The organism is Pedobacter sp. B4-66, from assembly GCF_018492665.1.
GTDB lineage: Bacteria > Bacteroidota > Bacteroidia > Sphingobacteriales > Sphingobacteriaceae > Pedobacter.
This window is the reverse complement of sequence record NZ_JAFVME010000014.1, coordinates 41,866-54,408: the sequence shown is the minus strand read 5'-3', so window position 1 is coordinate 54,408 and position 12,543 is coordinate 41,866. Positions and strand designations below refer to the sequence as shown.

Genomic DNA, 12,543 nt, shown 5'->3' with positions numbered 1-12,543 from the left:
TTGATGGGAGTTAAGATGAAGGCGATCCCTGTAATAGCAATTTTTGATGTTGGTAAAACCAATAAGAAACTGTTTCTTTTTGATGAAAACTACAAAATAGTTTTTGAAAGATCGGCGCGGTTTACCGAAACGATGGATGAGGATGGGGATCCTTGTGAAAATTTGGAGAGTTTAAGGTTGTCTGTTTTTGACTCTTTAAGGGAGGTATTCAGAAACCCGGCTTTCGAAATTAAGTCTATTAATTTTGCAACCTATGGTGCCAGTTTTGTTTATCTGGATGAAAATGGTAATCCTTTGGCACCGTTATATAATTACCTGAAAGCATATCCTGAGGAGCTTAAAGATCAGTTTTATAATACCTACGGAGGTAAAGAAGAGTTCTCTAACCTTACTGCGTCTCCTGTTTTAGGTAGTTTGAATTCGGGAATGCAATTGTATAGGATTAAGTATGAAAAGCCTGAGTTGTTTAACAGGATAAAGTATGCGCTTCATTTGCCGCAATACCTTAGCTATCTAATTTCGGGGGAGACATACTCTGATTTGACAAGTATAGGCTGTCATACCAATTTATGGGATTTCACTAAGAATGCTTATCACGAGTGGGTTAAAAAGGAGGGCATATTTGAAAAGCTTGCACCTATTGTTCCTTCTAACAGTGTGATGCCTGCTGCATTTCCAGGGAATAATTATGCCGTAGGAGCGGGGTTTCATGATAGCTCGGCAGCTTTAGTGCCATATCTTGTGAATTTCCATGAGCCATTCATTTTATTATCGACAGGTACTTGGTGTATTAGTTTTAATCCATTTAATTCTTCTCCGCTTACGGCAGAAGAACTGGAAAATGACTGCCTTTGTTACTTGCAGTATGAGGGCAAACCGGTTAAGGCATCGCGTCTTTTCTCTGGATATGAGCACGAGCAGCAGGTAAAACGAATTGCCGCTCATTTTGGTACAGACATTATTACTTATCGCGCTGTTCCATATGATGTAAGGATTATTGAAGAATTGCAGCTTAATGCCCAAACAGACATTACTTCTTTTGGGGAGCGTGACCTGACTGATTTCGCAACCGATATTATTGCGTACCATCAATTGGTTTTAGATCTAGTAAATCAGCAATATATAGCTACAAACAGGGTTCTTAAAGGAACACAAGTGAAGCGAATATTTGTGGATGGAGGTTTTAGCAAGAATAGCATATTTATGAATTTACTTGCTGTGGTTTTTCCTGAACTTGAAGTATTCGCAGCTTTTATGGCGCAAGCAACTGCCGTTGGGGCAGCTTTGGCTATTCATAAATCGTGGAATACAAAACCATTACCAAATGATATTATTGAACTGAAATATTATTCAGTAGTTCAGCACCAGAATTAATTATCGTGAGGCAAATTAGCGGTAATTAATATTGGTTAATTATAGTTTATGAAAATTAAGTCGCCTTAACGGGCGACTTTTTGTATTTAGATAGATTGATAAGTAAAACGCTGGCCAGAATAACAACTAAACCTGTTACCTGAACAATGCTTATAATCTCATTTGCAAAAAATACGGCCAGTAATACAGCAACCACTGGGTTTACATAAGCATAGGTGCTAACCTGAGTTGCGGGACGAACTTGTAATAGCCATACATAGGCGCTAAAGGCAACGATTGAACCGAATATGATTAGGTAGGCCGTTGACCACCACGCAGATTCGGGTACATTTTGAAATTGAAAGCTATTCATTTCCCCTGCTATAATGCTTCCGGGAACGAACACTATTCCGGCAATTAGCATCTGCCATGCAGTAGAAACTGATGCAGGCGTATTAGGTGCAGGGTGATATTTTGAATACAGGGATCCACCAGCCCAACCGATAGGGCCAATGATCAGAAGGATCATCCCTAAGACATTTCTTGAATCTTGTTCAACAGAAAAACTAGCGGTGAGTTGTTCCCAGAATAATAGAATTACCCCTAAAAAGCCGATAATTAAACCAGCCACAGTAAATTTGTTGCTGAAGTTTTCTTTCCATTTACCTTTGTCTAGTATTACAAACCAAATCGCTGCTGATGAAACCATGATGGCAACAAGGCCACTTGGTAAAAACTGTTCAACCCAGATCACTATTCCATTACCCACGCCCAGCATGAGTATGCCACTAACTCCAGCATGAAATATGTTCTTTTTATTAAATACCGGGAGGCCTTTAAAAATACACCAGCCAAGTAGAAGTGTACCCGCAATTATGAATCTAAATGCACCCAAAAAGAATGGCGGGAAACCGGCTACAGCCTTAGAAATGAAGAAATAGGTGGAACCCCATACCAGATAAACAATTAAAAAGGCTAATAAAACAAGTAAAAGTGGAGCTGATTTTTGTTGAACAGAGGGCATAATTCTTTTTTAACAAATAGAACGTTTATCAAAGAGAAAATCATTCTTTAATAAATTATATAACAATTCTATTACCAAATGTGCCTTGTAGTCTATTTACAGCTCTTCTCCGGTTGTCAAGTTTATTTCAGGTCTAGCATTAATGCTCACCCCGTTTTGATTGATCACTGAATAATCGATTTCAATTGAATTGCTGTTAATCTTTACTTCGTTAATAACGCCACTTCTAATTGTCCCAATTTTTTCAAGAAGATCTACATCATACTTTATAGAATTGTCGGCAAGTCTTTTACAAGTAAAATGAAAATCACTGGTTACCAAGATGTATTCTGAAGCAGATAAGGCTTTCTCAGCATACTTAAGGTCTCTCGGAGAAGGGAAACTGCCAACTAAGGTTCCTTGTTCATTGTATATAGAATTAATGGAACTTACGATGTTACCTGCGGTGTTTATTTTACTTTTTGTAATCTGAGTTAGGTTCGTAGTCCAAGGTAATATTTCGGAAGTGTAAGGTTCAGCTTTCCCTGGTATCACCGCAGTGTAACTATTGGTGATTGTACTGGTACTCATATCAATTTTTGTAAAGTCTTCAATAAAAGGATCTGAAGGATTGTTGATCTGGCTTTCTCTCATTTGTCTGGCTATGTAAATAGCTTTGTTAACTTCTTTTATGCGGGTATAAAAATTATAGCCGACAGGTACTTTACTACCGCTTGCAGTTGGAATTTCAGTAGGGTCTTGTGTATAAGTTTGAACTTTTAATTGATTTCCTGAGGCATCAAAATATCCAATCCAGTATTTTTTATCTTTTGCTCCGGCAATTACATTATTGCCTTTGCTATCCTTAAACACTAAAACTTTAATAATAAGATTTTGCTTGTCGGTAATTTTTAGTTTTAATCTTGAAACTAATGAGTCATTACCCAAGCTTGGGCCAGTATCTGGATCTTTTTCAACAGGGTTTTTACTGCAACCTGCAATAGCAAGACATATGATTACAAATAGAGTTAAATGTATTTTCATTAGGTTTAGTTTGGTTCTTTGTTATAACGATTTTGCTGAGGCGTAAACCTTTATTTGTGTTTAGTATCCGTTATGCAGAGCATGATATGGTAAATATATTGTTTTGTATTAAATAGTTAAAGCGCAATGTTAATATTTCGATTAATTATCTATTTTTATAAAGCCCTATTTTGAATTATCCAATTAAAAAGATGAAATATGAAAGTCTACAAAGGTGCGATTGGAAAATTGCTAATATGCGGTTGTGTTAGTTTGACGCAATTTGTAAATACCTCAATTGCTAATGTGATCCATCCTATTTCCCGAAGCAAGACGATCTTTGTTAAGATTAAACTAAACACTAATACCAAGGTTAGTATTGAAAAAGCGGCATTAAAGTATAATAAGCGATTGGCCTATAGCTTTATGTTAGATGATGGGTATCGATCAGCTTTTTTATGTGCTTATCCGTTATTAAACGGAGGTAGAATTAGTGCTTCTTTTATTGATGGGTGGCAGAAAGATCAGGGAGGAGATGGTAGTTTATCGAAAGGTCTGTATTTTTCGGATGGTTGTGGCAATTTAGTCCCTTTTCGCATGGGCATTGCAATTAATGCTGCCAGTCTTACTGAAACACCCGAAAACAGAGGTAACTTATCGTGGTCGGAAGTTAAAACACTTTATAATTCTGGATGGGATATTTTGAATCATAGTTACCATCACTCTACAAAACATGGTACAGATTATTCTGAAGAAGTTCGTGAAAATGGAACTGCCGTGTTTAAGGGATTAGGCTTTCAAATGACACAGTTTATTGTCCCTGGAGGAGAAGGCGATCCTGGTTATCAAGATGAATATGCTAAAGCAGCGTTTGATAACGGGATAGTGGCAGTAGGTACTATCAATGGGGCGGGGCCTATTATAAAAGTTGATAAATCGGTTAATCTTAATCGCCTGGTTTATCAAAGGGATTTTGTTAAAAGTACTTCAAATAAGGGGTTTACAGATATTGATCAACATTTGCATAAAATAGATTTACTTCTTAAACGACCTGAGGTGTTGTGGTATAATGAATTTACTCATGGTGTTGGGAATGATAATTTATGGGATATTAGTTTGACCTTTCCTGATTTTAAGTACTATATGACTTCAATTGCTAAAAGGTACGGAATAGGTGGAACTGATAATTTGTGGATGGCTCCTTGGCAGGAAGTTTATGAATATATATGGTTGAGAGATCGTATTAAAATAAATACTAAACAAAATGGACAGGATGTGACTCTGGAAGTCATTTTGCCTGATATTCCAGCCTCTTTTAGACATGGCGGGATGTCCTTTCATATAAAAACTACCTCAACTTTTAGTGTGATTTCTCAAAGTAAGGATATGAAAGTTACTACGAATGGGAAGGGGAAACATAGTTTGCTGAATATACAGTTAACTAAATGATGTAATGTCTGAAACAGACGGTAATGTATTCAATCAATTTTATATATTTGCGGACTTAGTCTCCGTAGTTCAATGGATAGAATTTTGGTTTCCGGTACCAACGATATGAGTTCGAATCTCGTCGGGGACACATTTTTAACACAGTGCTAGTACAGTGTTAAAGTTTATTAGAAAAATTATTAAAAGGTTATAGATTATTCTGTAGCCTTTTTTTGTTTTGAATTTTCAGAGTCGGATCAAATTCCGGATCAATCCCAAATTTCTTCGATTCAGCACGGTGATGAGGTGATTTAAGTATGGTTTTTGTTGGATGAGCACAATAAAAACATAAAAAGACAGGTTTATGGCTATTTTTGTTTTTACAAAACAAAGATGATGACGGCTAACCGGGAAACTTTTTTAACCAATAACGGACGCAGGATACTTTTTATCCTCTTTGGATTTATCATGATTTATCTGATTACTTATCTGATAGATCCTTATGCGCATTACTGGACTGTATATTTCCATCGACCGATTAAGGATATTGTAATAGAATTGGTATTTACATTGTTTTTCTGCATTCTTATATCTGAATCCAGCATCTACCTCAATACTAAATTCAACGCCTACATCTCCTGGATGGAAAGACCGGTACTGCGGCTAGTGCTTCAAACCTTATCCACTTTAATTTGTACAGCATTGATTATTGCCTTGGAGTTTGCAATCGGCTACTTATTTGACGATCAGAAATGGAACTTTGGACAGGAGGAGATTACTGGAATTAGTCAGTGGATCATTGTCAGTACCATTATTGCGTTAATGATTAGTGGTGTCCATACGGCCAGTTATCTGATTAACAATTGGAAAAATAGCTCTATTCAGGCTGCAGAATTTAAACAAGCTGCTGCCGAAGCCGAATTGCATGCGCTGAAACTTCAGGTTGATCCACATTTTGTATTTAATAATCTCAGTGTACTCTCTGAATTGATTCTGGAAAATCAGCAACTCGGTTATGAATATGCTGAGAATTTTTCGAAAGTGTATCGTTACCTCCTACTGAATGCAAAGAAAAATATCATCAGTCTGGAAGATGAGCTGAAGTTTGTACATGCCTACATTTTTCTAATTGGAAAAAGGGTTGGGACAGGTGTAGTATTTGAAATTGATATCCAGCATCTGTTTCTGGGCTTGCAACTGCCACCTTTAACTATGCAGATTCTTATTGAAAATGCACTTAAACACAATAAAACAGTAAAAAAGAGTCCGCTTAAAATTAATATTACAGTAGATGATCAACAATACCTAGTGGTTTCCAATAATTTGATTCCATTGGAAAGAAAGCCATTGGCTTCTGGTATTGGGCTTGCGAACATCATCAGCAGGTATAAACTAATGAGTAATGAAGAAGTGAGAATTGAGAAGGATCATGGGTATTTTAGGGTTAGTATTCCTTTGTTGAAGTCCACAATTTATCAAAGCTAAATAGCTTCATCGTCAATAAAAAACAAATTATATACTGATGAAAAAGAACATATTGATTATTGAAGATGAGAAACCAAATGCAGACAGATTAAAACGTTTTATTGGTGAGTTGCGATCTGAGTATTTTATTTTGAATCCTTTAGAAGCTGTTGCTGATGCAGTCAGTTGGTTGCAAAACAATCCACATCCCGATCTGATGTTTCTAGATATACGGCTCTCGGATGGATTGAGTTTCGAAATCTTTGACCGGGTGAAAATATCATGCCCAATTATTTTTACTACCGCCTATGATGAGTATGCTGTGCGGGCATTTAAATTTAACAGTGTCGATTACTTATTAAAACCTATTGATAAGGATGAACTCGAAAACGCAATGCTGAAACTTGAAACCTATGAGCAGGAAGTACAGCCCTCTGTTGAGGAGTTATTGTCGTTTCTTAAACGGGATCAGCAGGAGTACCGGACTAGATTTCTGCTTCCCTTCAGGGATGGTTATAAGACGCTTCTGGTTTCTGATGTTGAATATTTCTATCTTGATCAAAAAATCATGTATGCCCGGCTAATGAAGGGTACTGAAGAAATTCTGCCACAAAGTATGGAAGAGCTGGAGCAGCAGTTGGATCCAAAGCTCTTTTTCCGGGCAAATCGTCAAATTATCATTCACATGGACTCAGTGAGTCAGATCGTAAACAGTTTCAACGGAAGATTGAAAGTGACTCTGAAAAAAAGCAGGGAAACGGAAATCTTCATTAGCAGGGACAAAGCCCCCCAGTTTAAAGCCTGGATGGGGGCTTAACAGATATACCTTTTATATAGGTAAGGAAAGCAAGGGTATACTTTCTCCTGCTGCCATTTCCCTGGTTTTGCTCCGATGAACCAAGGAATTCCAAAATCCATACCTATGTGTCACCATGATTAGCAAATCTGTATTAGACGTTACAACCTCTGTCCTAATCGCTTCTACAATCCTTTTTGAGGCTACTCCCTTAAACAAATAGCGAATCCCTTCCAATTCATGCTGGATCAATTCATAATTTTCCTGAATCAATTCAGTTTCCTTTAAGGCGAGAACGTGGTCGCGCACATGAAATACTTCTACTGTTGCACCAAATAGTTTAGCCAGCTGACGGACCTGCAATAGCACTTTAGTTTGAACTCCACGCATAACATCACAAGCAAATATGATCTTTTTGACCCCTTTGTATTCGGCACCTAATGGAATTGCAAGGACCGGAATGTTCAGCCTGTCCATTGATTTTGTGGTGGTATTACCCAATAAGTCCTGTTCCATTGATTTTTGGGGCATGCCCAAAACAACTAGATCTGCAAAGTATTGGGCTTGACATCTTTCCAGTTCCTCGTAAAAGTTACCCGTAGCGAGATGCGGGATAATTTCTATCTCATGTTGCCGGCTGATTTTTTTAGCGACATAGTTGATCATTTGATTGCACTGATAAATGATTTGGTCAAATGAGCTCCCAGGTAGCCTGGCATTGAGTGCATGAATGGAAATGTTTTGCAAGGAGAAGAGGATAATTTTAATCCCGAGTTTACTTGCTGCCTTTGCGGCGTATTGAGTTGCATTTTCTGCTTCAGCAGAAAAATCTGTGGCGACAATGATGGTTTTCATACTTGTAGTGATTTGCATAGGTGATGCCCATTTTTTAGTTTTTTCATTTATTTGATGTTAAATGGTTATTGATAATCCAAAACTAGGCTGATTCTGTAAGGAATGGCCCATTTTTTTGCTGAATGGTAAAAACATGCACCTGAATTGTAAACGTGTCTCTTCTCAACCGTAATGCCTTGTTTTGTGTTTGAAATTTGATAAGTAACCAACTGTGGGGATTCAGAACGGACATGTTTCGATTCAGGTCCAATTATCTACGATTCGGCAAAATATTTCAAATCCCACCCATAACAATCAGGTTACTTTGCCTTTAAATATTAATCACAGAAAAAAATGATTCAGCAAATTATTCAGTGTAGAAGAACTTTAAATAGGCTCTTATTTCTTGCCGCTGCTATGATACTCAGTGCCTGCGGAGGAGGTCAGTCACAAACTGTAAGTCTGGCACTAACAGAAGTCGATTTTTTAACCGTAAGTACCGCTACGGCGGGCATACAGAAAAAATTTCCTGGAAATGTAGAAGGAAGTGTAAGTGTGGATGTGAAAGTGCAGGTTAGCGGTTATCTGGATGCAATTTATGTAAAAGAAGGTGATTATGTGACCAAGGGTCAGCGATTGTTCCAGATTAAATCAGAAGTTTTTAACGAACAGGTCAATAATGCACAAGCTATGCTCAAGTCGGCTATAGCCAACCAAGCCACCGCTAAAATTGAGGTGGAGAAGATCAGACCGTTGGTGGAAGGCAAGGTAGTCTCAGCGGTGCAACTGCAATCTGCTCAGGCTGCTTATGATGCCGCTTCGGCAGCAGTTTCGCAGGCTAAAGCTTCAGTGAGTTCGGCACGGTTAAATGCCGACTTTGCATTGATAAAAGCACCTGTAAGTGGTTATATCGGCCGAATCCCTAAAAGGGTCGGTAACCTGGTTACCCCTTCAGATGCCCAGCCACTTACTACGTTGGCCGATATCAATACCTTGTTTGTTTACTTTTCCATGAGTGAAGCCGAATACATTGGGTTCCGTAAAGATGTTGCCAGGGATCCAGGGATCGTCAATAACGTAGAACTGATCATTGCGGATGGAAGTACTTACGGACAGCTGGGTAAACTAGAGACCGCAAGCGGAAATATAGATCCTTCTACTGGTAGTATCACTTTGAAAGCGGTGTTTTCAAATCCGGATAAACTGCTCAGATCCGGAGGGTCTGCAAGGGTAGTGATCAACCAGAAAATAGAATCGGCATTAAGCGTACCTATGGCCAGTGTAAAAGATATTCAAGACAGATTTTTTGTCTTTATGCTGGATGACAGCAACAAGGTTTCCATGAGCCCGCTTCAGATTGCCGGCAGATCGGGGGAAAATTATCTCGTGAAAAGTGGAATCAAAGCCGGAGATAAGGTAGCCCTGAACAATATAGATGTTTTAGTAGATGGGATGCAGGTAAAACCTAAGCTCGTTAAATCAAAATAGAAATGTTAAAAAAGATAATAGACAGGCCGGTAATGGCCACAGTAATCTCTGTGGTATTGCTCATACTAGGTATTCTGGGTCTGACCAAACTTCCCGTAACCAGATTCCCAGATATTTCCCCACCTACAGTAATGGTGAGTGGAAGTTATCCCGGTGGAAATAGTGAGGCAGTAATCCGCTCGGTGGTTACACCGCTGGAGGAACAGATCAATGGTGTGGAAAACATGCAGTATATCAGATCCTCAGCAAGTAATGATGGTTCATTTTCCATTACTGTGGTATTTAAGCAGGGGGTTGATCCTGATCAGGCCGCAGTGAACGTTCAGAACAGAGTGCAGCAGGCTACTCCAATTTTGCCGCAAGAAGTGATCCGTATGGGATTGACGACTTCCAAACAGCAGAACAGTATGGTGATGATTTTCAATCTCTATACGGAAGATAACAGCAAGTACGATGAGGTATTCTTACAGAATTATGCAAACATCAATCTTATACCACAGGTAAAACGGGTTCCGGGGGTAGGACAAGCACAGTTATTTGGCGCCAAGGATTACTCGATGCGGGTTTGGTTGAATCCTAGAAAGATGGCGAGCGCGGGACTGGTACCTGCCGATGTGACCAATGCGATTGCAGACCAGAGTCTGGAGTCGGCTCCAGGGAAGCTGGGTGAGGAATCGGATGCCGCCCTGGAATATGTGATCAGGTATAAAGGTAAAAAGAATGAACCTGCGCAGTACGAAAATCTGGTGATCAGGAATAACGGTGCAAATGTAATCAGACTTAAGGATGTCGCTAGGGTTGAATTCGGTTCCATATCTTATAGCGGAAACAGTTTATCTAACGGTAGGATTGCCGTTACCATCGCCATATTACAAACTTCCGGTTCCAATGCGAATGACATAGAAATAGGAATCAAGGCAGAGTTAGAAAAATCTGCACGTTCTTTCCCTCCGGGGATAAAAGTTGCGAATTTGATGAGTACTAAAGACCGCCTGGATGAGGCAACTTCACAGGTAGAGCATACGCTGATAGAGGCTTTCATCCTTGTGTTTATCGTGGTATTCTTGTTTTTGCAGGATTTCCGGTCTACAATTATTCCGGCTATTGCTGTTCCGGTTGCAATTGTAGGTACGTTTTTCTTCCTGTTTGTACTTGGGTTCACCATTAATATATTAACACTGTTTGCCCTTGTACTGGCTATTGGTATTGTTGTAGATGATGCAATTGTGGTCGTGGAGGCTGTACACAGTAAAATGGAGGGTAGTAATATGTCCGGTAAGGAGGCGACGCATAGCGCCATGGGAGAGATTACAGGTGCGGTAATTTCAATCACCCTGGTGATGTCAGCAGTACTTATTCCTATTGGCTTTATGACAGGGTCTTCGGGTATATTTTATAAACAATTCGCTTATACATTAGCCATTGCCATTATCATATCTGCGGTAAATGCACTAACGCTAACACCTGCCTTATGTGCTTTATTGCTTAAAAATACACACGCGAATGGTCACCACGGAGAGCCTAAAAAGACTAGCTTTAAGCAACGTTTTTTCATAGGATTTAACTCCGGTTTTGATAACCTGACCAGCAGGTACATTAAAGGATTACGCTTCCTGGCTACGAAAAAAGCAATTGCGGCAGGACTGGTCTTTTTGATCTCGGGCATTGCTGTGTGGATGATGGTCAGTACGCCAAAAAGCTTTGTGCCAATGGAAGATGATAATTTCATTTTATACAGTTTAAGCATGCCCCCAGGTACCGGACTTGACCGGACTACGGAAGTGCTGCACCGAATTGACGAAATACTGAACGAAAATCCGGCCGTGGAAAACAACAACAGCATATCGGGCTATAACATTTTAAGCAGCAGTGCCGGTGCTGGGTATGGAATGGGGTTTGTGAAACTGAAGGATAAAAAAGACCGTGGTGAAATTAAGGATATTGAATTGGTTTTGGCTGATATCAGTGCCAAGCTGAGTACGATAAAAGAAGGAACGGTAATGGCCCTTAGGATGCCGCCGGTAGAAGGTTATGGTATAACCGGAGGAGCCGAGATCGTTTTACAGGATAGGAATTCGCGCGAGCCCGCGGTATTGAAAGCTATGGCTGACAAGGTTATTGGCCAGATTATGCAACAGCCTGGTGTACAATATGCCTATACCACTTTCCGTGCCGATTATCCGCAACTGGAACTTGAAGTGGATGAAGACAAGGCTAAGCAACTTGGGGTAAGCGTTAGCGGGATGCTGGCAACTATACAAACTTACTTTTCAGGAGACCAATCCTTAAATTTCTCTAGGTTTGGTAAATTCTACCGGGTGAATGTAAAAGCGGATGGTGTGTTTCGAACTGATGAAGATGCTTTTAACGAGATCTTTGTGCGTAACGAGCAGGGGCAGATGCTTCCGGTTAAATCTATGGTGAGCCTGCATAAAGTTTATGGCCCTGAATCTGTAAATCGTTATAACCTTTACAATTCAGTAACCATCAATGCAGTAGCTTTGCCTGGTTTCAGTAACGGCCAGGTAATGGAAAATGTAGAAAAGGTATTGAATGACCTACCTGCCGATTACAGCTACGAATGGACAGGACTTAGTCTCGAAGAAAAAGCTTCCGGCAACCAGACCATATTTATATTTGGCCTTTGCCTGTTGTTTGTTTTCTTCCTGCTGGCCGCCCAGTACGAAAGTTACTTGTTACCTCTGGCAGTTCTTTTATCTATTCCTACAGGGATTCTAGGGGCATTCGCAGGGATAAAAATTGTAGGGTTGGATAATAATATTTATGTACAGGTGGGACTCATCATGCTGGTCGGTTTGTTGGCTAAAAATGCGATTTTGATTGTTGAATTCGCGGTGCAACGTAGACGCGCAGGCCTATCTATACTAGAGGCGGCCTTAGAGGCTTCCAAGGCAAGGTTACGTCCAATTATCATGACTTCACTGGCCTTTATTGTAGGTATGATCCCCTTGATGATCGCTACTGGAGGTACTGCCATGGGTAATCGCTCTATCAGTACAGGTGCTGCAGTGGGTATGTTCAGTGGGGTAGTATTGGGGGTATTTGTGATCCCATTATTGTTTATGCTGTTCCAGTACCTTCAGGAAAAGGTTTCCAGCAAGTCTGGTGTGCAAACTGACCATAAGATTTAATT

9 protein-coding genes and 1 tRNA gene are annotated in these 12,543 nt (G+C 39.7%); 7 read left to right on the top strand and 3 right to left on the bottom strand.

Annotated features, from left to right (window positions below; all coding sequences use genetic code 11):
* Positions 1 to 3: 3 nt before the first annotated feature.
* Positions 4 to 1,374, top strand: a complete 1,371-nt coding sequence (locus J1905_RS20490) for an FGGY-family carbohydrate kinase (RefSeq protein ID WP_502928749.1) — start codon at positions 4 to 6, stop codon at positions 1,372 to 1,374.
* Positions 1,375 to 1,429: 55 nt separating this feature from the next.
* Here the strand turns inward: J1905_RS20490 and J1905_RS20485 are convergent, their stop codons facing one another.
* Positions 1,430 to 2,377, bottom strand: coding sequence for an EamA family transporter (locus tag J1905_RS20485; protein WP_214229090.1), 948 nt, complete (start codon positions 2,375 to 2,377; stop codon positions 1,430 to 1,432).
* Between the two features lie 96 nt (positions 2,378 to 2,473).
* Entirely contained in the window at positions 2,474 to 3,400 is a 927-nt protein-coding gene (locus tag J1905_RS20480) for a hypothetical protein (protein WP_214229089.1), read from the bottom strand.
* Positions 3,401 to 3,598: 198 nt separating this feature from the next.
* Between J1905_RS20480 and J1905_RS20475 the strand changes: the two genes are divergently transcribed.
* The 4 genes from J1905_RS20475 (at position 3,599) to J1905_RS20460 (ending at position 7,088) form a co-directional block, all read left to right on the top strand.
* Positions 3,599 to 4,828 (top strand): polysaccharide deacetylase family protein, encoded by a 1,230-nt coding sequence (locus tag J1905_RS20475; RefSeq protein ID WP_214229088.1) that lies wholly within the window; start codon positions 3,599 to 3,601, stop codon positions 4,826 to 4,828.
* 58 nt (positions 4,829 to 4,886) lie between these two features.
* Positions 4,887 to 4,958 (top strand) — tRNA-Arg (locus J1905_RS20470).
* A gap of 242 nt (positions 4,959 to 5,200) precedes the next feature.
* Positions 5,201 to 6,292 (top strand): sensor histidine kinase, encoded by a 1,092-nt coding sequence (locus J1905_RS20465; protein WP_214229087.1) that lies wholly within the window; start codon positions 5,201 to 5,203, stop codon positions 6,290 to 6,292.
* Positions 6,293 to 6,329: 37 nt separating this feature from the next.
* On the top strand, positions 6,330 to 7,088 hold the full coding sequence (locus J1905_RS20460) for a LytR/AlgR family response regulator transcription factor (protein ID WP_214229086.1): 759 nt from the start codon (positions 6,330 to 6,332) through the stop codon (positions 7,086 to 7,088).
* Positions 7,089 to 7,100: 12 nt separating this feature from the next.
* On the opposite strand, the gene J1905_RS20455 is transcribed toward J1905_RS20460, so the two are convergent.
* A complete protein-coding gene (locus J1905_RS20455; RefSeq protein WP_214229085.1) occupies positions 7,101 to 7,922 on the bottom strand; it encodes a universal stress protein in 822 nt (273 codons plus the stop codon).
* 333 nt (positions 7,923 to 8,255) lie between these two features.
* On the opposite strand from J1905_RS20455, the gene J1905_RS20450 reads away from it, so the two are divergent.
* Both J1905_RS20450 and J1905_RS20445 read left to right on the top strand, forming a co-directional pair.
* A complete protein-coding gene (locus J1905_RS20450; protein ID WP_214229084.1) occupies positions 8,256 to 9,389 on the top strand; it encodes an efflux RND transporter periplasmic adaptor subunit in 1,134 nt (377 codons plus the stop codon).
* A gap of 2 nt (positions 9,390 to 9,391) precedes the next feature.
* Entirely contained in the window at positions 9,392 to 12,541 is a 3,150-nt protein-coding gene (locus J1905_RS20445; RefSeq protein ID WP_214229083.1) for an efflux RND transporter permease subunit, read from the top strand.
* Positions 12,542 to 12,543 lie beyond the last annotated feature (2 nt).

Bases quoted from the DNA above. Each gene is read 5' to 3' on its own strand.
- J1905_RS20490 (WP_502928749.1), top strand. From the start codon at position 4: ATGGGAGTTAAGATGAAGGCGATCCCTGTAATAGCAATTTTTGATGTT.
- J1905_RS20485 (WP_214229090.1), bottom strand. From the start codon at position 2,377: ATGCCCTCTGTTCAACAAAAATCAGCTCCACTTTTACTTGTTTTATTA.
- J1905_RS20480 (WP_214229089.1), bottom strand. From the start codon at position 3,400: ATGAAAATACATTTAACTCTATTTGTAATCATATGTCTTGCTATTGCA.
- J1905_RS20475 (WP_214229088.1), top strand. From the start codon at position 3,599: ATGAAAGTCTACAAAGGTGCGATTGGAAAATTGCTAATATGCGGTTGT.
- J1905_RS20465 (WP_214229087.1), top strand. From the start codon at position 5,201: ATGATGACGGCTAACCGGGAAACTTTTTTAACCAATAACGGACGCAGG.
- J1905_RS20460 (WP_214229086.1), top strand. From the start codon at position 6,330: ATGAAAAAGAACATATTGATTATTGAAGATGAGAAACCAAATGCAGAC.
- J1905_RS20455 (WP_214229085.1), bottom strand. From the start codon at position 7,922: ATGAAAACCATCATTGTCGCCACAGATTTTTCTGCTGAAGCAGAAAAT.
- J1905_RS20450 (WP_214229084.1), top strand. From the start codon at position 8,256: ATGATTCAGCAAATTATTCAGTGTAGAAGAACTTTAAATAGGCTCTTA.
- J1905_RS20445 (WP_214229083.1), top strand. From the start codon at position 9,392: ATGTTAAAAAAGATAATAGACAGGCCGGTAATGGCCACAGTAATCTCT.